This window comes from Amycolatopsis sp. NPDC004625, assembly GCF_040609695.1.
Taxonomy (GTDB): domain Bacteria; phylum Actinomycetota; class Actinomycetes; order Mycobacteriales; family Pseudonocardiaceae; genus Amycolatopsis.
Genome location: NZ_JBEXKX010000022.1, coordinates 92,904 through 113,851, shown reverse-complemented (window position 1 = coordinate 113,851; position 20,948 = coordinate 92,904). Strand labels below are relative to the sequence as shown.

General features: G+C 70.9%; 21 protein-coding genes. 8 read left to right on the top strand and 13 right to left on the bottom strand.

Going from position 1 to position 20,948, the window contains the following annotated elements; translation table 11 throughout:
* Positions 1 to 2: 2 nt before the first annotated feature.
* Positions 3 to 311, bottom strand: coding sequence for a hypothetical protein (locus tag ABZW17_RS25060; RefSeq protein ID WP_354818738.1), 309 nt, complete (start codon positions 309 to 311; stop codon positions 3 to 5).
* Between the two features lie 15 nt (positions 312 to 326).
* A complete protein-coding gene (locus ABZW17_RS25055) occupies positions 327 to 1,640 on the bottom strand; it encodes a histidine kinase (RefSeq protein WP_354818735.1) in 1,314 nt (437 codons plus the stop codon).
* A gap of 299 nt (positions 1,641 to 1,939) precedes the next feature.
* On the opposite strand from ABZW17_RS25055, the gene ABZW17_RS25050 reads away from it, so the two are divergent.
* The 5 genes from ABZW17_RS25050 to ABZW17_RS25030 all read left to right on the top strand — a co-directional run bounded on the left by ABZW17_RS25050 (position 1,940) and on the right by ABZW17_RS25030 (position 6,488).
* Positions 1,940 to 2,611 carry a VC0807 family protein gene (locus ABZW17_RS25050; RefSeq protein WP_354818732.1) on the top strand — a complete coding sequence of 224 codons (672 nt, stop codon included), beginning with the start codon at positions 1,940 to 1,942 and terminating at the stop codon, positions 2,609 to 2,611.
* Positions 2,612 to 2,650: 39 nt separating this feature from the next.
* On the top strand, positions 2,651 to 3,844 hold the full coding sequence (locus ABZW17_RS25045) for a macrolide family glycosyltransferase (protein ID WP_354818729.1): 1,194 nt from the start codon (positions 2,651 to 2,653) through the stop codon (positions 3,842 to 3,844).
* A 110-nt stretch (positions 3,845 to 3,954) separates the two neighbouring features.
* Positions 3,955 to 4,941, top strand: a complete 987-nt coding sequence (locus tag ABZW17_RS25040) for an ABC transporter ATP-binding protein (protein ID WP_354818726.1) — start codon at positions 3,955 to 3,957, stop codon at positions 4,939 to 4,941.
* The gene (locus tag ABZW17_RS25035; RefSeq protein ID WP_354818723.1) at positions 4,938 to 5,753 is read left to right on the top strand and encodes an ABC transporter permease; all 816 of its coding nucleotides are present in this window, start codon (positions 4,938 to 4,940) and stop codon (positions 5,751 to 5,753) included. The genes ABZW17_RS25040 and ABZW17_RS25035 overlap by 4 nt, the downstream gene beginning before the upstream one ends.
* 75 nt (positions 5,754 to 5,828) lie before the next feature.
* Positions 5,829 to 6,488, top strand: a complete 660-nt coding sequence (locus ABZW17_RS25030) for a response regulator transcription factor (RefSeq protein WP_354818720.1) — start codon at positions 5,829 to 5,831, stop codon at positions 6,486 to 6,488.
* Positions 6,489 to 6,530: 42 nt separating this feature from the next.
* Here ABZW17_RS25030 and ABZW17_RS25025 read toward each other — a convergent pair whose 3' ends face one another.
* The 8 genes from ABZW17_RS25025 to ABZW17_RS24990 all read right to left on the bottom strand — a co-directional run bounded on the left by ABZW17_RS25025 (position 6,531) and on the right by ABZW17_RS24990 (position 16,389).
* Positions 6,531 to 7,583, bottom strand: a complete 1,053-nt coding sequence (locus tag ABZW17_RS25025) for a DegT/DnrJ/EryC1/StrS family aminotransferase (protein WP_354818718.1) — start codon at positions 7,581 to 7,583, stop codon at positions 6,531 to 6,533.
* Between the two features lie 11 nt (positions 7,584 to 7,594).
* The gene (locus ABZW17_RS25020; protein WP_354818715.1) at positions 7,595 to 8,944 is read right to left on the bottom strand and encodes a glycosyltransferase; all 1,350 of its coding nucleotides are present in this window, start codon (positions 8,942 to 8,944) and stop codon (positions 7,595 to 7,597) included.
* A gap of 5 nt (positions 8,945 to 8,949) precedes the next feature.
* Entirely contained in the window at positions 8,950 to 9,978 is a 1,029-nt protein-coding gene (locus ABZW17_RS25015; protein WP_354818712.1) for a GDP-mannose 4,6-dehydratase, read from the bottom strand.
* A 271-nt stretch (positions 9,979 to 10,249) separates the two neighbouring features.
* The gene (locus ABZW17_RS25010; RefSeq protein ID WP_354818709.1) at positions 10,250 to 13,102 is read right to left on the bottom strand and encodes an AAA family ATPase; all 2,853 of its coding nucleotides are present in this window, start codon (positions 13,100 to 13,102) and stop codon (positions 10,250 to 10,252) included.
* 733 nt (positions 13,103 to 13,835) lie between these two features.
* Complete coding sequence (locus tag ABZW17_RS25005) at positions 13,836 to 14,324, bottom strand: hypothetical protein (protein WP_354818706.1); 489 nt, start codon at positions 14,322 to 14,324, stop codon at positions 13,836 to 13,838.
* A gap of 12 nt (positions 14,325 to 14,336) precedes the next feature.
* Entirely contained in the window at positions 14,337 to 14,933 is a 597-nt protein-coding gene (locus tag ABZW17_RS25000; RefSeq protein WP_354818703.1) for a TetR/AcrR family transcriptional regulator, read from the bottom strand.
* Between the two features lie 134 nt (positions 14,934 to 15,067).
* Positions 15,068 to 15,508, bottom strand: coding sequence for a nuclear transport factor 2 family protein (locus tag ABZW17_RS24995; RefSeq protein WP_354818700.1), 441 nt, complete (start codon positions 15,506 to 15,508; stop codon positions 15,068 to 15,070).
* 5 nt (positions 15,509 to 15,513) lie between these two features.
* A complete protein-coding gene (locus ABZW17_RS24990; protein WP_354818697.1) occupies positions 15,514 to 16,389 on the bottom strand; it encodes a TIGR03619 family F420-dependent LLM class oxidoreductase in 876 nt (291 codons plus the stop codon).
* Between the two features lie 145 nt (positions 16,390 to 16,534).
* Here ABZW17_RS24990 and ABZW17_RS24985 point away from each other — a divergent pair, with 145 nt between their 5' ends.
* Positions 16,535 to 17,353, top strand: a complete 819-nt coding sequence (locus ABZW17_RS24985; RefSeq protein ID WP_354818694.1) for a hypothetical protein — start codon at positions 16,535 to 16,537, stop codon at positions 17,351 to 17,353.
* Between the two features lie 56 nt (positions 17,354 to 17,409).
* On the opposite strand, the gene ABZW17_RS24980 is transcribed toward ABZW17_RS24985, so the two are convergent.
* Together ABZW17_RS24980 and ABZW17_RS24975 are read right to left on the bottom strand one after the other, a co-directional pair.
* Positions 17,410 to 18,219: a DNA-formamidopyrimidine glycosylase family protein gene (locus tag ABZW17_RS24980; protein ID WP_354818691.1), complete on the bottom strand. Its 810-nt coding sequence runs from the start codon at positions 18,217 to 18,219 to the stop codon at positions 17,410 to 17,412.
* Complete coding sequence (locus ABZW17_RS24975) at positions 18,219 to 18,692, bottom strand: ribose-5-phosphate isomerase (RefSeq protein ID WP_003069851.1); 474 nt, start codon at positions 18,690 to 18,692, stop codon at positions 18,219 to 18,221. Before ABZW17_RS24975 ends, ABZW17_RS24980 begins: the two co-directional genes overlap by 1 nt.
* A 45-nt stretch (positions 18,693 to 18,737) precedes the next feature.
* On the opposite strand from ABZW17_RS24975, the gene ABZW17_RS24970 reads away from it, so the two are divergent.
* On the top strand, positions 18,738 to 19,460 hold the full coding sequence (locus ABZW17_RS24970; protein ID WP_354818688.1) for a 2-phosphosulfolactate phosphatase: 723 nt from the start codon (positions 18,738 to 18,740) through the stop codon (positions 19,458 to 19,460).
* Complete coding sequence (locus ABZW17_RS24965) at positions 19,457 to 20,266, top strand: MBL fold metallo-hydrolase (protein ID WP_354818685.1); 810 nt, start codon at positions 19,457 to 19,459, stop codon at positions 20,264 to 20,266. The genes ABZW17_RS24970 and ABZW17_RS24965 overlap by 4 nt, the downstream gene beginning before the upstream one ends.
* On the opposite strand, the gene ABZW17_RS24960 is transcribed toward ABZW17_RS24965, so the two are convergent.
* Positions 20,263 to 20,883, bottom strand: a complete 621-nt coding sequence (locus ABZW17_RS24960) for a DsbA family protein (protein ID WP_354818682.1) — start codon at positions 20,881 to 20,883, stop codon at positions 20,263 to 20,265. The genes ABZW17_RS24965 and ABZW17_RS24960 overlap by 4 nt on opposite strands.
* Positions 20,884 to 20,948: the final 65 nt, after the last annotated feature.

Sequence of the window (20,948 nt, the reverse complement as noted above, 5' to 3'; positions counted from 1 at the left end):
GGCTAATTGCGCGTGACGTCCAAACTGGCCTCGCCGCCGCGGATCTCCCCGAGGTGCAGGTGGTACCCCAGGAAATCGAGATCGACGCCCTGGAACAGCGAGACGCTGAGGCCGTCCGACAGGAGGGTCACGGAATTGTTGTCCATTTTCTGCACCTTCAGCTCCTGGCCGCCGAGGTCCACTTTTCCGCCGCTGACGAGGTTGAAATGACAGGACCGTTCCGCGCACCCGAGGTCCACGAAATGGTCACATCCGGCCACCGAAAGAAAGGTGACCACCGCAAACAGGCACACTGCAATTCCGCGACGCATGCTGATCCCCCCTGGTTACCCGGCATACGGAATGACGATCGTGATTTCGGTCGGCCCGCCCGGCGGGCTGGAGATCTCCACGACACCGTCGAACGCCGCGACCCGCCGCTGGACGCCGGTCAGCCCGCTGCCGCGGCCGAAGCCGGCGCCGCCCTTGCCGTCGTCGGCGACGACCACCCGCAGCGCGCCCGGCCGGTGCGTGACGTTCACCCGCACGCGCTTGGCCGCCGCGTGCTTGGCCGCGTTGGCCAGCAGTTCGGCCACCGAGAAGTAGACGGCCGACTCCAGGGCCGCGTCCGGACGGCCGATCAGCCCGACCTCGACGTCGGTGGGCACCGGGGCGTCCATCGCGAGGTCGTCCAGGGCGGCGCCGAGGCCGCGGTCGGCCAGCATCGGCGGCTGGATGCCGTGCACCAGCCCGCGCAGCTCCCGCAGCGCGGCGGCGGACAGCTCCCGCGCGCCGGCCAGCTGCCGGCGCACCTCGTCGGGGTCGGTGTCGAGCAGCATCTCGGCGGTGCCGAGCGAGATGCCGATCGCGATCAGCCGGGCCTGGGCGCCGTCGTGCAGGTCACGCTCGATCCGCCGCAGCTCCGCGGCCTGCGCGTCGATCGCCGCCGCCCGGGTGGCGAACAGCCGCTCCACCCGGCGCGCCAGCAGCGCCCGCTCGTCGGGCGCGAGCAGCCACCGCGTCCACGTCTCGTGCAGGCCGACCGCGCCCGGCGCGGCCACCAGCCCCAGCACGAGCAGCGCCAGCCCCGCGACGACCGTCGCGGCGATCCCGGACGGGGTGTCCACCGGCAGCGGGAAGTACCACGCCCCGGCCGGGAGGTGTGGCGCGGTCAGCGGCGCGACCAGCAGGAACGCCCCGAACCCGGCGAGGGCGACCGGGACGGCCGCCAGCAGGCCGCCGGTCAGCGGGTTGACCACCAGCCAGCACAGGTCCCGCCAGGTGGCCGGGTCGGTGAAGAACCAGCGGCCGCGCCGCTGGGCCAGCGAGACCCAGCGGAACTTGTGGAAGTCGTAGCCGTTCCAGTACCAGCCGTTCTCGGTGCGTTCCAGGGCCGGCAGCGGCAGGTACGGCGATTCGATGGCCCGGCCGTAGAGGGCAGGCGCGCATTTGCGGGAAAGCACCGGCAGCAGCCGGCACGCCGGAATGGCGACCAGCACGGTGAGTCCCGCGGTGGCGACGTATTCCGGCAGCCAGAACAGCGCGGGCAGCGTGAGAACGCCGGCCGGCACCGCCGCGAACAGCACCAGAACGACCAGCCGCGCCATTCCGGCGAGCCCCCGCCGGACGGCCGAGGCGCTGCGCCGGGGAATCGTCGACATCGCCGGATCATACTCTCCACGGGAGAGTGTTCCCGGTCGGCTCATCGCGTCCCCCATCGTCTCCAGGGGGCCGGACCGGCCCGCTCGCACTCGAGGTCAGTCCAGTCTGGGGGCACCCCGGGGGCGGCACAATCGGCCAAGCCCACTCATAGGGGTATAGGTAGCCATACCCCTATGTTCGGCCTAACAGGCTCACGCCCACCGGTATCGCGACACTACCGTTGTCCCCGGAGCAGCGCCACGACGCAAGCGAATGGCGTTGGCGAATGAACCCACTCGCGAACCACCAGGAGCAGGCAATGAACGAAACCGGCATCCAACGCACCCAGGCCGCCGCGCCGTCGCACGGGGAACCGCGCAACCCGCGGCTGGCGCTGTTCGCTTCCGCGGCCTTCGACCTGATCGTCCCGCTCGCCGTCTACTACATCCTGCGCCAGAACGGCGTCCCGCTGTTGACCGCCGCGATCATCGGTGGCATCGTCCCGGTGGTCCGGACCGTGTACGTCTTCGCCCGCTACCGCAAGATCGACGGGCTCGGCCTCTTCATGGTGACGATGATGGTCATCGGCACCGCGGTTTCGCTGATTTCGGGCGACGCGCGGTTCTTCTTCGCCAAGGACGGCTGGCTCACCGCGATGTTCGGCATCTGGATGCTGATCACGCTGTTCTTCGAGAAGCCGTTCTTCCTGCACGCCGGGGTCAGCATCGCACGCACCAAGCGCGGCGGCGCCGGCGCCGAGGTGTGGGAGCGCCGCTGGGACACCGAACCGCAGATGCGCCACGGCCTGCGCCTGCTCACCGTCGTCTTCGGCATCGGCATGATCGTGGACGCCGTCGTCCGCGTGGCGCTCGCCTACACCCTGCCGCTCGACGACATCAACCTGGTGACGACCGTGCAGTGGATCGTGGTCCTCGGCGGGCTCATCGGCTTCATGGCCTACTACACCCGCAAGCACGACCTGCGTGCCTGAGGGCCCCCGGCCGTCCCCCGCACTCCGAGGAGCTTTCCCATGGCACACATCGCGCTGCTGAACATCCCCGCGTACGGCCACGTCATGCCGACGCTGGACGTCGCCGCCGAGCTGGTCCGCCGCGGGCACCGCGTCACCTTCGCCACGACGGACCAGTTCGCGGACCTGGTGACGGCGACCGGGGCGCAGGTCCTGCGCTACGAGTCGTCCCTGACGCCGAAGCCGCGCACCGAGGACCCGCCCGCCGACTTCGCCGCCTGGCTGCCGCTGGTGCTGGTCATGGAAAGCACCGCGACCATCCCGGTGTTCGAAGCGGCTTTCGCCGACGACGTCCCGGATCTGGTCCTCTACGACCGCACGGTGTACGCGACCGGGCGGGTGCTCGCCGCGAAGTGGGGCGTGCCCGCGGTGGAGCTGTTCCCGTCCTTCGCCTACAACGACCACTGGTCGCTGGCGAAGTTCCTCGGCGAGGAGAACGGGTTCAGCGAGGAACACCCCGCCCGCGTCGCCTTCCGCGAGAAGATCGCCGAGCTGACGGCGGCGCACGGCGTCCCGGCGATCTCGCCGGCGGACTTCGCCATCGGCCGCGAAGAGTTCGCGCTCGCCTTCGTGGCCAAGGAATTCCAGTACCACGGCGAGACTTTCGACGACCGGTTCGCGTTCGTCGGCCCGTGCCTGGGCGACCGGGCCTACCAGGGTGCGTGGCAGCCGCCATCGGACGGGCGGCCGGTGCTGCTGGTCTCGCTCGGCACGGCGTTCAACGACCGGCCGGAGTTCTTCCGCGCGGTCGTGACGGCGTTCACGGGCGAGGACTGGCACGTCGTGCTCTCGATCGGCACGCTCGACCCGGCTTCGCTCGGCGAGCTGCCGCCGAACATCGAGGCGCACGCCCAGGTGCCGCAGCTCGCGGTGCTGGCGCACGCGTCGGCCTTCCTCACGCACTCGGGCATGGGCGGGACGATGGAGGCGCTCTACTTCGACACGCCGATGGTGACCCTGCCGCAGAGCGTCGAGCAGGCCGCCGTGGCCAACCGGGTCGCCGAACTCGGCCTCGGCACGAACCTCGCCGGCCAGGAACCGACGCCCGAGCTGCTGCGCGGCGCCGTGCGGTCGACGGCGGCCGACGGCCGGATCCGGGCCGCGGTCGCGGCGATCGGCGCGCAGGTCCGCGCCGCCGGGGGTGCGGCCCGCGCGGCCGACGAGCTCGAGCGGCACCTCAAGCACGCTTCCTGACCCGCTGGTTCGGCAGAACCAGCCGCCTGTGGGGAAGGGCCGAGGTTGTCCCCCAGCACCGCGGCCCTTCCTCACCTCTTTCTGCCCCTTTGATTCCCTGGAGGACCAGCGTGCAGGACGCTGTGGTGGTGCGGGACCTCGTGAAGAGGTACCCGAAAGCAGAACGGCCTGCGGTCGACGGCCTCGGTTTCACCATCGCCGCCGGCGAGGTGTTCGGCCTGCTGGGCCCCAACGGCGCGGGCAAGACGACGACGGTCAGCATGCTGACCACCCGCGCGCTGCCGACGTCCGGCCGGGCCGAGGTGGCCGGCATCGACGTCGTCAAGCACGCGACGGCGGCCCGGCAGGCGCTGGCCGTCGTCCCGCAGCGCAACAACCTCGACCAGTCGCTGACCGTGCGGCAGAACCTGCTGTTCCACGCCGCCTACCACGGCATGGGGCGCGCGCAGCGGCACCGCCGGGCCGACGAGCTCATCGAGTGGATGGGTCTGGGCCCGCGCGCGAAGGCCCGGGTCGACGAGATGTCCGGCGGCCAGGCCCAGCGCGTGATGATCGCCCGCGCGCTGATGCACCGGCCGAAGGTGATGTTCCTCGACGAGCCGGCGACCGGGCTGGACCCGCAGTCGCGGCTGTTCGTGCACGAGCGCGTCGCCGAGCTGACGGCCGAGGGCGTCACGGTCGTGGTCACCACGCACGACATGGAAGAGGCGGCCAAGCTCTGCGACCGGGTCGGCATCGTCGACCGCGGGAAGCTGCTGGCCCTGGACACCACGGACGCGCTGACCCGGTCGCTGCCCGGCAACACGACGCTCACCGTCGGCGTGGGCCTGGCGGACACGCCGGCCGAAAACGTCGCCAAGGAGCTGGAGCAGGTGCCGTCGGTGGAGCGGGTCGAGCGGCTCGCCGCGGCCGGCCGCGCCGCCGCCGACGAGAAGGCCGTCCAGTTCCGCCTCTACACCGAAGCCGAACCGGCGTCGCTGCTGCCGGGCGTGCTGGCCGTGCTGGGCCGCGAGCGGTGCGAGGTCACCGGCATCTCGTTCGGCAAGCCCACCCTCGAAGACGTGTTCATCTCCATCACCGGACGGGACCTCCGATGACCGCCGCCACTGTCGCCCAGCCGCAGCCGCAAGCACAGCCCGGCCAGGCCCGCGCGTTCTTCGCCGTGCTCGGCCGCGACTTCTTCGTCACCGGCCGCGAGCTGCTGCCGTTCCTGGCCCAGATGCTGATCCAGCCGCTGTTCCTGCTGTTCATCTTCGGCAAGGTGCTGTCCCAGATCGGCTACGCGGGCGCGGGGTACGCGCAGATCCTGCTGCCCGGCATGGTCGCGATGAACGCGTTCACCGGGGCCCTGCAGAACACCGCCCTGCCGCTGGTGCTGGACTTCTCGGTGACGCGCGAGATCGAGGACCGGCTGCTGGCCCCGCTGTCGATCCGCCTGGTGGCGGTGGAGAAGATGCTGTTCGGCGCGATCCGCGGCATCATCGCCGGCCTGGTGATGATCCCGATCGGCCTGCTCATCCTCGACGGCGTCCGCTGGAGCCCGGCAGCGCTGCCGGGCGTGGCGGGTGTCGTGGCGCTGGGCTCGCTGGCGGGCGCGGCGGTCGGCATGGTGCTGGGCACCATCGTCCCGCCGCGCCACATCAACCTGGTGTTCACCATCCTGCTGGTCCCCCTGATCTTCACCGGCTCGGGCCAGTTCCCGTGGCTGAGCCTGTCCGGTTTGCGCTGGTTCCAGGTGATCTGCGCGGCCAACCCGCTGACGTACGTGTCGGAGGCACTGCGCAGGCTGGTGATGCCGGACCAGGTGCCGTCGATCCCGCTGTGGATCTCCCTGCTGGTGATGGTGGCGGCGACGGCGATCTTCGGGGCGTTCGGCATCGCGGGGTTCCTCAAGCGCGCGCTGGACTGACGGCCTCCGGCGGGGACGGTACGGTTGGGACACCCCAGCCCGGCCCCGCCCGGCCCGGAACCCCAGGAGCGGTTCGTGCGCGTTGTCCTCGCGGAGGATCTCTACCTGCTTCGAGACGGCATGACGCGGCTCCTCGAGGCACACGGGTTCACGGTGGTGAGCGCGGTGGGCAACGCGACGGAGCTGCTGAAGGCGGTCGACGACGAGCAGCCGGACATCGCGGTGGTCGACGTCCGCCTCCCCCCGACGTTCAGTGACGAGGGGATCAAGGCGGCCCTGGAGGCGCGGCGCCGGCGCCCGGGGTTGCCGGTGCTGGTGTTGTCCCAGCACGTGGAGCAGACGTACGCGCGGGAGCTGCTGGCGGACGGCGCGGGCGCGATCGGCTACCTGCTGAAGGACCGGGTGCTGAACGCGGACCAGTTCGTCGACGCGCTCCGCATGGTGGCGGCGGGAGGCACGGCGATGGACCCCGAGGTCATCACGAAGCTGCTGGCGAGCCGGTCACGCCGGGACCCGCTGGACGCGTTGACGCCCCGCGAGCGGCAGGTGCTGGAGCTGATGGCGGAGGGCCGGTCGAACGCGGCGATCGCGCAGCGGCTGACGATCAGCGAGGCGGCGGTGGGCAAGCACACCGCGAGCATCTTCACGAAGCTGGACCTGGCGCAGCACGAGGACGACAACCGGCGGGTGCTGGCCGTGCTGACCTACCTGAGCAGCAAGGTGCGGCAGGGCTGAACCGGCGTACCCCGGCCGTGGTCACGGCCGGGGAACGGGTGATCAGCCGAAGAACTTGCGCACCCGCGAGACGATGTACTCCTGGTCGTCCTCGCCCAGCGACGTGTAGGTGGGCAGGTACAACCCCTCTTCGGCGAACCGGTTCGCCTTCAGGGAAGTCCACACCGGATCCAGGTACATCGGCTGCCGGCTCATCGGCTTGAAGAACACCCGCGTCTCGATGCCCTCGGCCGCCAGGAACGCCCGCAGTTCGTCGCGCCGGTCGCACAGCAGGTCGTACATCCACAACACATCGCGCCGGGGCATCAGCGTCACACCGGGAACGTCCCGCAACCCGGCGTCGTAGCGGGCCTCGATGGCGGCCCGGAGGGACAGGATCGAGTCCAGCTGGGACACCTGCGCGGTGGCCACGGCGGCCTGCAGGTTCGTCATCCGGAAGTTGTACCCGAGCTTCTTGTGCAGGAACGTGTGGTCCCGGTTGAACGCCATCCCCCGCAGGTGCTTCATCTGCTCCGCCAGGCGCGGATCGGCCGTCACGCAGATCCCGCCTTCACCCGAAGCGATGATCTTGTTGGCGAACAACGAGAAACACGCGATGTCCCCCACCGGGCGCACCCCGTGCGCCTCCGCGGAATCCTCCACCACGCGCAGGTTGTACTCGTACGCCAGCTCCATGACGGCGTCCATGTCGCACTGGCGGCCGTAGACGTGCACCGGCATGATCGCCTTCGTGTGCGGGGTGATCTTCGCTTCGACCAGCGACACGTCGATGTTCAGGTCGTCGCCGCAGTCGACGAACACCGGGGTCGCGCCGGTGTAGGTCACCGCCCAGGCGGAGGCGATCATCGTGAACTCCGGGACGATCACCTCGTCGCCCGGGCCGATGCCCAGGGCCCGCAGCGCGAGCGTCAGGGCCGTCGTGCCGGACGAACACGCCACCCCGTGCGCGACTCCGTTGTACGCCGCGAAAGCTTCCTCGAACCGGGCCACGTACGGGCCCTGCGAAGAGATCCAGCCGCTGGTCACCGCGTCGGTGACGTTGGCCAGCTCGTCGCCGTTCAGGTACGGCTGCGAAACCGGGTACTTGACGGACATGCCGTTTCCTTTCAGAGCGCGGCCAGGACGGTGTCGGCCGCCGCCGAAGCGCCGCCCGCCGAACGGAACCGGTCGGCCCACTCCTCGGCGTGCGCGGTGAAGTCCTTCTCCTCCAGCACCCGGCGCAGCTTCGCCACGATCGCGTCCGCGGACACCGTTTCCTCGTGCGAGAGCACCAGCCCGCAGCCGCTGTCGAGGACGCGCGCCGCGTGGTCGTGGCAGTCCATCCAGAACGGCTGGACCAGGCCGGGCTTGCCGAAGTAGATCCCTTCGTACGCGCTGTTGCCGCCGCCGTGGTGGTAGTACGCCCGCACGTGCGGGTGGGCCAGGACGTCGAACTGCGACGGGACCCAGTTCTCCAGCCGGACGTTCGGCGGCAGGTCGGCCGGCAGCAGCGCGCGCTGCGCCTTCGGCAGCTTCCACAGCAGGTGGTGCTCCGGCCCGATCCGGCGCGCCGCCTCGGCGATCGCCGTCACCTGCGGGGCCGTCAAGCGCATGTGGGTGCCGAACGCCAGGTACACCACCGACTCGTGCTCGTCCAGCCAGGCCGACAGCGCCGGGTCCGGCTCGACCGCCTCGGGCAGCGGGGGCACGACCGGGCCCACCATCCGCAGGTGCGACGGCGCCGCGTCGAACGGGTACTCCATGCCGAACACCGAATAGGCCAGGATCGCCTGCGCGCGGTCGGCGTAACCGGACTGGCCCGCCGTGGCGTTCAGGATCCCCGCCTCCTTGCGGGCCTTGGTGAACTGCACCGCCGGCACCTTCGTCAGCATGCCGTACAGCAACCGCAGCCGGAACCCCAGGTTCGCCAGCTTCTGCCGTCCCGAAAGGTCGCGCGGCAGGCCCGTGTTCGGGCTCGGGTAGCTCAGCGGCAGGCGCTCGGCGAAGATTTCGCTCACCGAAATCGGTACACTGTAGACATACGGGATCCCGCGGGCGATCGCCGCGTCCGCCGGGTAGACGCTGGAGGAGTCGATGACCATCAGCGCCGGCTTCACCTCGTCGACGACGGCCAGCGCGCGCTCGTACATCGTCACCATGATGTTCGCGTCGGTGACACCGCTCAGGTAGGCGACGACGTTCTGCGGCCGCGCGGTCAGGCTGCCCGGCTTCGCGGGCTGCGTCGCCGCGGCGTAGAGGTCCGGGTTCCATTCGCCCGGCGGGCGTTCGAGCCGCTCCCCGAACGAAACGAACCCGACCGGGTTGTCCGCGGAGATCGCCTCGACGTCGACGCGACGGTCCTCAGTGGACGCGAAGTACAGGTCGGGCACGCCCCGCCGGGCCAGTTCCCCGGCGATCACGAGCAGCGGGTTGATCATGCCGGCGTCGGCGATCGACGCGAAGAGGATGGGGGCCACGGCCGTCACCAGCTCCCGGCGAGCATCAGTTCGCTGTACTTGTGCTCGTTCGACGCCTTCCGCAGGTCGGCCTCGACCATCATCCGCATCAGCTCTTCGAAGTCGACCGACTGCTTCCAGCCGAGCTCGGCGCGGGCCTTTTCCGGGTTGGCGCAGAGGGTCTCGACCTCCGCGGGCCGGACCAGGGCCGGGTCGATGACGACGTGGTCGCGCCAGTTCAGGTCCACCGCGTCGAAGGCGATCTGGACGGCGTCGCGGACCGAGTGCATCTGCCCGGTGCCGACCACGTAGTCGGTCGCGGTGTCCTGCTGCAGCATCAGGTGCATCGCGCGGACGTAGTCGCCGGCGAACCCCCAGTCGCGCACCGCGTCCAGATTGCCGAGGTACAGCTTGTCGCGCATGCCCAGCTTGATCTCCGCCACCGCCATGGTGATCTTGCGGGTGACGAACTCGGCGCCGCGGCGCGGCGACTCGTGGTTGAACAGGATCCCGGACACACCGAACATGCCGAAGGATTCGCGGTAGTTCTTGGTGATGAAGTGCCCGTAGGTCTTCGCGACCCCGTAGGGGCTGCGCGGGTGGAAGATGGTCTGCTCGTTCTGCGGGGTCTCGGCGACCTTGCCGTACATCTCCGACGACGACGCCTGGTAGAACCGGATCCCGCCGCCGGTCGGCCGGGACTTGTCCAGCCCGCACACCATCCGGACCGCTTCGAGCACCCGCAGCACGCCCATGCCGTTCACCTCGGTGGTGAGTTCGGGCTGCTGCCACGACATCGGCACGAAGGAGATGGCCGCGAGGTTGTACACCTCGTCCGGCTGCACGAAGTCCACCGCGGACACGAGGCTGACCTGGTCCATCAGGTCGCCTTCCACGAAGTGGAGGTCGGAGACCAGCCTGCTGATCCGCGACTTGCGCGGGTTCGCCTGGCCGCGGACCAGGCCCCACACCTGGTAGCCCTCGGCCAGCAGGTGCTCGGCCAGGTACGATCCGTCCTGCCCGGTGATACCGGTGATCAACGCACGCTTCGCCATGAATGTGTGCCTTCCTTGCCACGTAACGAGTACGGCCCCCGCTGTGGCGTCGTCCGGCCGCCGTGCGAGCAGCTCCGGTGAACCTCGCCGCCGCGAAAAATCGCGCCGGATCCGGTGCCCGGCAACGACGTCCACGCTCGTCCGGCACCGTTTCTTTGTCAATGAATCGGGCGCCAAGTCAGTGGGCCCGCGGCGAAACCTAGGGGCGCACCTATAGGGGTCCGCGAAACGCCGGAAGCCGGGACCCGCGGGGGGTCCCGGCTCCCGATCGTCAGCGGACCGGCGGCACCGGCCTCAGTGGACGGCGCACCGGTGGCGCCGGCGCCCGGTGGTTGACCGCCACCGGCGGCCGGGGCCCGCCCGGGCCGCGCTCCTGCTGCTCCGGCACCCGCAGCTGCGGTTCCGACGCCAGGTCACGCCGCCGGCTGACGCTCAGCTTGCGGTAGACGCGCGTCAGGTGCTGTTCCACCGTGCTGACGGTGATGTACAGCTGGCTGGCGATCTCCCGGTTGGTGTGGCCCCGCGCGGCGAGCCAGCCGACGCGCTGTTCGGCGTCGGTCAGCAGCTTGACGTCGGGGGGCGCGACCGCGCCGCGCAGGGCGACCACCACGTCTTCGTCCCCGCCGTCGAGGAACGTCTTCCGCAGCAGCTCGGCGCCGCACTCCTTGGCCAGCACCCGGGCGTCCCGGGTGGCCGCGCGGACCGTGGCGGCGTCGCCGCTCGCCCGGCTCAGCTCGGCGAGCGTCCGGGCCAGCTCCAGCTTGGCGCCGGACTTCTCGAGCGCGTCCACCGCCTCCTGCATCAGCTTCGGCCGCCGCGCCGGGTCGGCCACCAGAGCCAGCGTCCGCAGCGTGATGCCGCGGGTGCGGTCACCGCAGTCCGGGCCGAGCTTCGCCGCCTGCTCCTCGGCCAGCGCCCGGGCCTTCTCCCGGTCACCCAGCTTCAGGTAGACCTCCGCGGCGCTGGAGCGCCACGGCACCAACGACGGCTGGTCCAGGTCCCAGCGGGCCATCTGCTCCCCGCAGGCGAGGAAGTCGTTCAGCGCCGTCGGCAGCCGGCCCGTCGCGAGGTAGTAGTGCCCGCGCGCGTGCAGGTAGTGCAGGCCGAACCGGGTTTCGCCGAGCGCGTCCGGCACCGGCTGGTTGAGCAGTTCCGCGGCCTCGTCGAACCGGCCCATCTCGGTCAGCGCGGCCAGCAGGGTGGCCAGCGGCGCGCCGACGCCGATGCCCCACGCCTCCGGCGTCATCTTCGTCAGCGCGAGCTTCGCGTTGCGGGCGGCGAGCGGCAGGTCGCCCTGCCGCAGCGCCACCTCGGCACGCAGCTCCGCCAGGGACGCCTGCCAGGTCGGGGCCGGGCGGCCGGCGGCCTGCGCCATCAGGTGGTCCGACCAGGTGGCGGCCTTGTCGAGCCGCTCGGCGTAGATCAGCACCGTCGCCGCGAACACCAGGTGCCGCAGCGTGATGTCGGTCATCCGGGTGCCTTCCAGCACCTGCTCGGCGTCGAGCACGGCCGCCTCGGACGGCCCCTCGCGGACCGCGCTGGTCAACGCGTCGATCGCCTTGAGCTGCGAGTTCACCGCGAGCCCGAGCTGCGGCGACGGCGTGCCGTCGGTGATCGAGGCGAGCATCGGCTCCACCAGGTGCCGCATCCCCGGCACCGAGCTGGCCAGCCACGACGACAGCGTCAGCAGCTCGCCGCGGGTGCGGCGGTCCCGGCAGTCGACCAGGTCGCCGAACGCGTTCGCGATCTCCACGGCCTCGTCGACCCGGCCGAACCAGAGCAGGAACTCGAAGATGCCGACGACCCGGATGCCGGGCAGGTGCCCGGCGCGCGTCGCGTGCACCAGCTCCGGCAGCCGGCGCATCGCCTTCGCCGGCGTGGTCCGCCATTCGATGTCGGCCAGCGACGCCTTGGCGATCGCCCGGTCGCGGTCGTCGGTGCAGCAGCGGCTGGCCAGCGCGATGCAGGCGCGGGCCAGCTCGACGTCGTCCTCGAGCAGCGCCGCCTCCGACGCCTCGGACAGCAGGTGCTCGGTCCACGGCTCGTCCACGGTGCCCGCCACCACGTGGGCGGCGATGGCGGTCGGCCGGGCGCCCTGGTCGAACAGCAGGCGGGCGGCCTGGCCGTGCAGGGCGGACCGGACACCGGGGTCGAGCTCCTCGAGCACCGCGACGCGGGCCTCGGCGTGCCGGAACCGGTGCCCGGCGAGGACACCGGCCGACTCCAGCGCCCGGCGCACCGGTTCGGTGGTGGCCGGCGCGAAGGAAACCATGCCGCCGGCCAGCGAGATCTGCGACTGCTCGTCGTCGCCGAGCACGGCGAGTGCCCGGGCGAGTTCGAGCGCGCGCGGCTCGCTGGAGTGCAGGCAGCTGAGCACCGCGTGCCGGTAGGCCGGCCCGGCGACGACCTCGCCCGTGCCGGCCGCCCGCGTGTCCTGCACCAGGGCGGTGGCCAGCAGCGGATTGCCGCCGCTGACCGCGAAGCACTCCGCGGCGAGCGCGCGGGCCTTGCCTTCGTCGAGCTTGCCGGCCAGCAGCACGCCGACGCCGTTGCGGGACAACGGTGCCAGCCGCAGCTGGCGGCAGTGCGGCCGGCGCATCAGGTCGACGTGGCGCACCGGGCGCCGCTCGCCCGGGTCGGCCCGCTCGGCCAGCAGCACGAGCACCCGGGCCGGCCGGATGCGCCGGGCCATGTGCTGCAGGAACTGCAGCGACGCGGGATCGGCGTGGTGGGCGTCGTCGACGCAGATGACCAGCGGGCTCTCGGCCGACCAGCCGATCACCGCGCTGGAGAGGCGGTGCAGGAACCGGCTGTCCAGCAGCGTCGCGTCGGCCTCGGCGTCCTCCACGTACGCCGAAACCTGCTCCGCGATGTCCGCCCGGACACCCGGCGTGTGGACCAGCTGCGACACGACACCCAGGCCGACGGCCGTTTCCGACCGGGCGCCGGACGCGGACAGCACGACCGCGCCGGTCCCGGCGGCCTGCCGGCCGAACGCCTCCAGCAGCGCGGTCTTGCCGCTGGCGACCGGGCCGAGGACCAGGCCGACACCACCGGCCCCGGAGTGGGTGTCGGCGAGCATTTGACTCAGTGTCGCCGTTTCGAAATCACGTTCGATGAGCATGGCGGGAACTTCCCCCAGGAATTCGTTGCGTGTTGGATTCGTCTGATCCACGCCCCGCGTTGCGGCCACCCCAGACGGGCCCACCGCGGATTTTGCCGTGAATCGCCAGCACAGCAGCGTGCGCAGCGAACAAATGCCGCCGCGCGCAATGCTTCACGGTCGATCAGCCCGGCAGACGCTCCCCAACGAAGTGCCCGGTGATGACAAAGTCCCGCCGGCTCGTCCGAGCCGGCGTCGAAGTTTTTTCGGGTCCCTTATGAAGGACCGCGGTAAACGTGCATCGGACAACCTTTCCCCAGACCCCAGATCCTCACGCTTCCCACTTGGACGATTACTGCCCTGATCGCCCGGTTCGCCGCGAGGAGATAACGATCAGAAGCTACCACCTGCCCCTACGTGCCGCAACGAGCCACGACGGGGGTTCACCCAGGCCCCTGCCGTCCCCTTCGTCCGGTTGGCCGAGACACTCCGCAGGTCAACGTCACACCGTTACCCGCAGGACGCTGACCAGCATTAACCGCACGGAAACACGAGGCAAGACGAAAGTCGCAGGCGACACTTCTCCACTCACGGTCGAAGCCGCCGCGGGCGCGTTCGGGCATTCGAGTGAGCGCCACGCGGCGGCCTTGCCGTCCGGTAACCTTCGCTTACCGACAGCGCCGTGCATTCCGAATCGGCGACGATCTTTCCCGTTCCGCCGAATAAGACACGGGAAACAGAATGTGAACGACAATCACACTTTTGCCGGAACGCGGCCCTGCTTCGAGAAGAACCCGCGGACGCGCTTCGTGCACAGCAGCAGGAACAGCACGAGCAGCACCACGGCCTGCGCCGCCTGACCGGCCCGCATCCAGTCCGGGAACTCGGCGGCCACGACGAGGTACACCAGGCCGGCCAGCCCCAGGACGGTGATCACCAGCAGCCGGATGTAGGTGCTGCGGCGGCCGAGCTTGAGCCGCCCGGCCAGCCGGACGTAGACGATCGCGATGACCAGCACGGACACCGGGCGGATCCACAGCACGCTTTCCAGCGAGGCGCGCGTCCCGGCCCGGTCGGCCGGGTTCGCCTGGCCGGTCGACTCCCAGTGCAGCACCTGGTAGTCGAGGATGCCGTCCTTGTGCAGGAAGGTCAGCACCGCGAAGGCGACGCTGATCAGCAGGTTCAGGTAGAGCAGGGCGACGACCGGTCGCAGCACGCGGTCGCCGGTGTTCGTGGTGGCCATGGTTTCCCCAGTTCAGTCGTGCGCGGTGGCCCGTTCGACGATGGCGACGAGCTCGGCCGCGTAGGCGTCCACATCGGTGTCGGGACGCCGGATCAGTTCGGTGTGGATGCCGTCGATGGCCTGGCGGACGGTGATCGCCATGACGCGCGGGTCGAACCGGCCGAAGTCGCCGGTGCGCTGTCCCTCGCGCAGGCAGGATTCCAGGACGTCGACGGCACCGTGGTACCAGTCGTCGTTGCCCGCGGTGGCGGCGCCGCCACCGCCGTGGCGCAGGCAGTCGAGCAGCGCGGTGAGTTCGACCGGGTGCTCGGCGACGAACGCCAGGTTCGACTCGATGTAGGCCCGCAGCTCCGCCGCCGGCCCGGACACCGCGTCGATCCGCTCCCGCATGTAGGCGAGGCTCGTGGCCAGCACGTCCCGGACGACTTCGGCGATCAGGTCCGCTTTGCCGTCGAAGTGGTAGGAGATCATGCCGGTGCTGCTCAGCCCGGCACGTTTCGCGATCTGGCCGAACGAAGCCTTCGCATACCCCAGTTCACCGATGGTCTCGATCGCCGCGCGGACGATCTGCGCCCGGCGGGCGTTCTCGGTGAACGTTTTTGCTTGCATGAGCAAAAAGTAGCACGGTCGAGCAAACAATCGCCAGAATGCCCTCTTTCCGCAACGCGGCGGTTGCGGTATGTGTCGATCACGCGCGAAAAAGGCCACCCCGGGTCCCGGGGTGACCTTCTCGGCGGCCGGAGCTACACCTGGCGTGCCGTCGCCATCGCGCGGTCGGTCTCCCAGAACGCCCGCACCGACCGGATCAGCCCGTCGTCGCCGACGCGGTAGACGAACACCCCGTCGGTGTCCACGCGGTAGCCACCCGGCAGGAACGTCGTGATCGTGCCGACGTTGGCCACCTCGTCGCCGCCCGCGTGCGAGTCGCGGATGGTGAACTCGAAGCGCTCGACTCCTGCGATGGTCTTGTCCCAGAACGCGCCGATGCCGTCGCGGCCGTGGTGGCCCTTGCCCGCCTCGTCGAAGAACGACGGCCCGACCGGGTCCTCGACCACCGCGTCCGGGGCGAACAGGGCCAGCCAGCCCTCCTTGTCCCCCGCCGCCACCGCGGTCATCGACGCGAACGCCGCCCGCCGCGCCGCCGGCTGCTCCGCCGCCGTGTCCCAGCTGACCTGCACGCCCATGGCCGTCACCCCTCGAACTTCGCGATGATCTCGGTGCCGAACCTGCGGATCGCCTCGAGCTTCGGCCCGACCGGCGCGTCGAACCCGACGCCGTCGAACACCCACGGCATGGTGATGACGTCGGTGACGCCCACTTCGGCCTGCGCGCGGTAGCCGTCCAGGCCGAAGGCGTCGATGCAGACGGCCTGGTACTCGAACGGGTCGTCGGCGCGGCCGCGCTCGGCCAGCAGCTCCTTGATCCGCGCGATGGTGTCGCGCAGCTCCTCGAGCTTCATCATCGCCGAGGACCAGCCGTCGGCGACGCGGGCCGCACGCTTCAGCGCGACCTCGGTGTGGCCGCCGATGTAGAACGGCACCCGCGTCGGCGGCGCCGGGCTCATCTGGATCTTGTCGAAGTCGTAGAAGTCGCCGTGGTACTCGACCATCCCGCCGTCGAGGATCAGCCGCAGCACGTCGATGGCCTCGTCGACGCGCTTGCCGCGCTTCTCGAACGGGACGCCGCAGTACTCGAACTCCTGCGGCAGCCAGCCGACGCCGAGCCCCAGGCCGAACCGGCCGCCGGTGAGCACCGCCGCCGAGCCGACCTGGCGCGCCAGCAGCACCGGGTTGCGCGAGCCGAGCTTCAGCACCGACGTGTAGAAGTGGATCCGGCTGGTCACCGCCCCCATCGACGCGGTGGCGACGAGCGGGTCGACCCACGGGGTCTCCCCGGTCCAGAACCGGCTGCCGTCGGGGGTGTACGGATAGTCCGTGTCCACCGTTTCGGCGTAGAAGAGCGAGTCGGGCAGGGCAATGGAGGCGAAGCCGGCCTCTTCGGCGGCCCGGGCGAGCTCGCCCAGCTGATCGAGGGGGTTCATCGCGATCGACAGGGTGAACTTCATGGCCGAACTATAACGTGTTCTATTTTCTTCGGCCAGCTCTGACGGTGTGCCGGGTCACTCGCCGGGAACCCACCGCGTAGCGTCCGCGTTGTCCGTTTCAAAGGTGACCACCGGTCACCGAGCCCCGAACTTCTGGGAGTGGTCCATGGGCACCGCGATCTTCCTGATCGTGCTCGTCGTCGTGATCGTCGGTGGCGGCCTCTATTTCTCGCGGCAGCGCGCCGCGGCCCGGCAGCGGGAGCTCGACGACGCCAAGGCCGACGCCCGGCGCCTGGTCGAGCGGCTCGGCGGCCAGGTCCTCAACCTCAACGGCACGGACACCGCGTCGCAGCAGGCGATGGCCGACGCGGCCGAGCGCTACAACGCGGCCGGCTCGCAGATGGAGCAGGCCCGCACGATCGAACAGGCCCGGCTGGTCAAGGACACCGCCGTCGAAGGCCTCTACTACGTCCGCGCCGCGCGGGTCGCGATGGGCATGGACCCCGGCCCGCAGTTGCCGGAGGAGGCCGAGCGCGAGCGCGCCGGCAAGGTCACCGAGCGCCGTGACGTCGACGTCGAGGGCCAGCACTACTCGGCCTCGCCGGAGGCGGGTCAGGACACGCCGTACTACTACCCCGGCGGCCGCGTCGCGGGCCGTCCGGTGCCGCAGGGCTGGTACAGCGAGCCGTGGTGGAAGCCCGCGCTCGTCGCCGGCGCCTGGGGTCTCGGGTCGATGTTCCTGTTCAGCGCGATGTTCTCCGGCATGAGCGGCATCGCGAGCGCCTCGGCGTGGGAGTCCGGTTACGACGCGGGCCAGCAGGACGCGCTCGATTCCGGCGACATGGGCGGCGACGGCGGCGACTTCGGTGGTGACGGCGGAGGCGACTTCGGCGGCGGAGACGGCGGCGGAGACTGGGGCGGCGGCGGTTTCGACGGCGGCGGCTTCGATGGTGGCGGCTTCGACGGCGGCGGCTTCGACTTCTGACCCCCCTCGTGAGTGAGAAACAGTGTTCTAACGCTGTTTCTCACTCACGAGTGTTTTCAGGCGGTCTGGCACTTCGGGCACCAGTAGAGATTGCGGCCCACCAGGTCCGAGTGCGCCACCGGCGTCCCGCACACCAGGCACGGCTCGCCGGCGCGGCGGTAGACGTAGACCTCGCCGCCGTGGCGGTCCACCCGGGCCGCGCGGCCCATCGCCTCCGGCAGGTGCTCCGGGCGGACGGTGTCGATGCGGCCGACGCGGACGCCGTCGCGCATCAGCGTCACCAGGTCGGCCCAGATGGCGTCCCACAGCGCACGATCGAGCGAACGGCCCGGCGTCATCGGCGCGACGCCGTGGCGGAACAGCACCTCGGCGCGGTAGACGTTCCCGACGCCCGCGAGCACCGCCTGGTCCATCAGCAAGGCCGCGATCGACGTCTTTGACCGCGAGATCTTCGCCCAGGCCAGCTCCGGTTTCGCGGCGCGGCGCAAGGGGTCGGGACCGAGCCGGGCCTTGATCGCCTCGGCCTGCTCCGGGGCCAGCAGCTCGCAGCGCGTGGGCCCGCGCAGGTCCGTCCAATGTGTCCGGCCGGCCAGCCGCAGCCGCACCTGGCCCACCGGCTCCGGCGCGGGCAGCGGTGCTTCGCCGAAGGTGCCGTAGAGACCCAGGTGGATGTGCACGACACCGTGCGGCCCGTAGTCGTGGAAGAGGTGCTTGCCGTGCGCCTCGGCACCGACGAGCACCCGACCGTCCAAACGGGACGCTTCGGCGGCGAACCGGCCCTGCGGGCTGCTCACCTCGACCGGGGCGCCGGCGTACCGGCGCTTGTGCAGCCGCGCGAGCCGGTGGAGCGTGTGCCCCTCGGGCATCAGGCCTCCGGCAACGCCGGCGGGGTCCCGGTGCGCTCGTAGTCGAGCAGCTGCTGCACGCGGCGGGCGTGCCGCTCCTCCGGCGAGACCTCGGTCGCCAGGAACGCCTCGACGATCTCGACGGCCGCCTCGGCGGTGTGCATCCGGGCGCCGACGCCGATCAGCTGGGCGTGGTTGTGCTCCCGGCACAGCTTCGCGGTCTCGACGCTCCAGGCCAGGCCGGCACGGGCACCGGGCACCTTGTTGGCGGCGATCTGCTCGCCGTTGCCCGAGCCGCCGACGACGATGCCGCGGCTGCCCTCGTCGGCCACCACGCGCAACGCCGTCTCGACGCAGAACGCCGGGTAGTCGTCGGCCGCGTCGTAGACGTGCGGACCGATGTCGGTCACCTCGTGGCCCTGCTTCTCCAGGTGAGCCACCAGGTGGTTCTTCAGCTCGAAACCGGCATGGTCGGATCCCAAGTAGACACGCACGGCTGCGAGTCTGCCACCAGGGCCGATATCGGGCATGCTCCGGGGGTGGGCATCTGGCACCAGACCGGCAGCGACGTGCGCCTCGACTGGGGCGCCGAGGGCGTGGCGGCGCTGGGCCGGGAGTGCGCGGTGCTGGTGGTGGTGGACGTGCTTTCCTTCGGCACGACCACCGACCTCGTGGTCGGCCGGGGCGGCCGGGTGCTTCCCGTGCGGTGGCGCGACGAGCGCGGGATCGCCCGGGCACGCGCGGCCGGGGCGGTCATCGCGGGCGAAGGCGCCTTCACCCTGCGGCCGTCTTCTGTGACGGAAATCCCTCCCGGAACCCTCCTGGCGCTCCCCTCGCCCAACGGCGCGACGCTGTGCGAGGCCGCCGCGGCGACCGGCGCACACGTGCTCGCGGGCTGCCTGCGCAACGCCTCCGCCGTCGCCGCGAAGGCGCGCGAGCTGGGCGGGCCGATCGGGCTCATCGCGGCCGGGGAACGCTGGGGCGTGAACATTTTCGGCCACGGCGAAACGTCCGGGCCGCTGCGGCCGTGCGTGGAGGACCAGATGGGCGCCGGGGCCATCGCCGCCGCCTTGGCCGGGCACGGGCTTTCGCTGTCCGCCGAAGCCGCACTGGCGGCCCGGTCCGTCGACGTCACCGCCCTGGCAAGCTGCGTGTCGGGGCGCGAGCTGATCGAAGCCGGCCACGGCGGCGACGTCGAGCTGGCTGCCCGATCCGACGTGAGCGGGACCGCTCCCGTCCTGAGCGAAGGAGTACTGGCATGACCGGCCGCTGGATCGAGGTCGCCGACGGCGTCCACGCCCGCCGCTACGCGGAGCTGGACCTGACCGTCGGGCTGGTCGTCGGCGCCGAACGGTGCCTGGTCGTCGACACCCGCGGCGATCTCGAGCAGGGTGCCGAGCTCGCCGCGGCGATCCGCGAGATCACCCCGCTGCCGTGGGCCGTCGTCTACACGCACGCGCACTTCGACCACGCGTGGGGCACCGAGGCGTTCCTGCCGTGCGAGATCTGGGCGCACGAGGGCTGCGCCGCCGAGGTGCGCGCGGATCCCGAGGCCCGCCGCGCCACCTGGGAGGAGCACTACCGCAAGGAGGGCAAGCCGGACATCGCGGACGCGATCGCCCGTACCACCATTACCGCACCGGACCACACGTTCACCGGCCGCGTCGAGCTGGACCTGGGCGGCCGCACGGCGGTGCTGCTGCACCCCGGCCCCGCGCACACCGGCCACGACGTCGTCGTGCACGTCCCGGACGCGGCGGTCGTCTTCGCCGGCGACGTCGTCGAGAACGCCGAGGCCGGGTTCAGCGCGTTCTCGTTCAGCGCCGAAACCGACCTGACCGCCTGGCCGGACGCGTTCGACGCGATCCTCGCGCTGGCCCCGCGCGTGGTCGTGCCCGGCCACGGCGACCCGGTCGACGCCGAGTTCGTGCGCTACCACCGCGACGGCCTGCACGAGCTGATCTCGCTGAAGGCGGGCCTGGGCCGCGGCGAGACGACCGAAGTGGCCGCCGTCGCCGCGTCCCGCTACCCCGGTGACGTCACCCTGGCCGCCCTGGAGACGCCCTAGTCGAAGTTGAGCTCGCCCGAACGGGTGCGCTTGAGCTCGAAGAAGTCCGGGTAGCTCGCCAGCGCGACCGCGCCGTCGAACACCTTGAGCGCGTCTTCGCCGCGCGGGATCGAGGTCAGGACCGGGCCGAAGAACGCCACGCCGTCGATGTGGATCGTCGGGGTGCCGACGTCCATGCCGACCGGGTCCATACCTTCGTGGTGGCTCTTCTTGAGTGCTTCGTCGTACTCGGTCGAGTGCGCGGCCTCGGCCAGCTCGGCCGGCGCGCCGATCGCGGCCAGGGCCTCCTTGATGACCGTGTCGTAGTCCTTGGTGCCCTGGTTGTGGTAGCGGGTGCCGAACTCGGTGTAGTACTCGCGCAGCACCTCTTCGCCCTTGAGCTGCGCCAGCGCGACGGCCACGCGGACCGGGCCCCAGCCCTTCGACAGCAGCTCCTTGTACTGCTCGGGCAGCCCGTCCCGGCCTTCGTTGAGCACCGACAGGCTCATGATCCGGAAGTGCAGGTCGAGGTTGCGGTGCTTCTCCACCTCCAGGATCCAGCGGGAGGTGATCCACGCGAACGGGCAGATCGGGTCGAAGTAGAAATCGACCTTCGTGGGCTGCTCGGCAGCGGTCATCTGGGTACTCCTGAGTCACGTCGCGATGTGGGCGGATCCCCACGTAGCGGCCCAACACCTCCGAA

What these genes read in the sequence shown, in the direction of transcription:
- ABZW17_RS25000 (WP_354818703.1), bottom strand. Translation starts at nt 14,933, where the DNA reads ATGCAAGCAAAAACGTTCACCGAGAACGCCCGCCGGGCGCAGATCGTC.
- ABZW17_RS24985 (WP_354818694.1), top strand. Translation starts at nt 16,535, where the DNA reads ATGGGCACCGCGATCTTCCTGATCGTGCTCGTCGTCGTGATCGTCGGT.
- ABZW17_RS25060 (WP_354818738.1), bottom strand. Translation starts at nt 311, where the DNA reads ATGCGTCGCGGAATTGCAGTGTGCCTGTTTGCGGTGGTCACCTTTCTT.
- ABZW17_RS24995 (WP_354818700.1), bottom strand. Translation starts at nt 15,508, where the DNA reads ATGGGCGTGCAGGTCAGCTGGGACACGGCGGCGGAGCAGCCGGCGGCG.
- ABZW17_RS25055 (WP_354818735.1), bottom strand. Translation starts at nt 1,640, where the DNA reads ATGTCGACGATTCCCCGGCGCAGCGCCTCGGCCGTCCGGCGGGGGCTC.
- ABZW17_RS25045 (WP_354818729.1), top strand. Translation starts at nt 2,651, where the DNA reads ATGGCACACATCGCGCTGCTGAACATCCCCGCGTACGGCCACGTCATG.
- ABZW17_RS24960 (WP_354818682.1), bottom strand. Translation starts at nt 20,883, where the DNA reads ATGACCGCTGCCGAGCAGCCCACGAAGGTCGATTTCTACTTCGACCCG.
- ABZW17_RS25010 (WP_354818709.1), bottom strand. Translation starts at nt 13,102, where the DNA reads ATGCTCATCGAACGTGATTTCGAAACGGCGACACTGAGTCAAATGCTC.
- ABZW17_RS24990 (WP_354818697.1), bottom strand. Translation starts at nt 16,389, where the DNA reads ATGAAGTTCACCCTGTCGATCGCGATGAACCCCCTCGATCAGCTGGGC.
- ABZW17_RS25050 (WP_354818732.1), top strand. Translation starts at nt 1,940, where the DNA reads ATGAACGAAACCGGCATCCAACGCACCCAGGCCGCCGCGCCGTCGCAC.
- ABZW17_RS25025 (WP_354818718.1), bottom strand. Translation starts at nt 7,583, where the DNA reads ATGTCCGTCAAGTACCCGGTTTCGCAGCCGTACCTGAACGGCGACGAG.
- ABZW17_RS24980 (WP_354818691.1), bottom strand. Translation starts at nt 18,219, where the DNA reads ATGCCCGAGGGGCACACGCTCCACCGGCTCGCGCGGCTGCACAAGCGC.
- ABZW17_RS25005 (WP_354818706.1), bottom strand. Translation starts at nt 14,324, where the DNA reads ATGGCCACCACGAACACCGGCGACCGCGTGCTGCGACCGGTCGTCGCC.
- ABZW17_RS24965 (WP_354818685.1), top strand. Translation starts at nt 19,457, where the DNA reads ATGACCGGCCGCTGGATCGAGGTCGCCGACGGCGTCCACGCCCGCCGC.
- ABZW17_RS25015 (WP_354818712.1), bottom strand. Translation starts at nt 9,978, where the DNA reads ATGGCGAAGCGTGCGTTGATCACCGGTATCACCGGGCAGGACGGATCG.
- ABZW17_RS25035 (WP_354818723.1), top strand. Translation starts at nt 4,938, where the DNA reads ATGACCGCCGCCACTGTCGCCCAGCCGCAGCCGCAAGCACAGCCCGGC.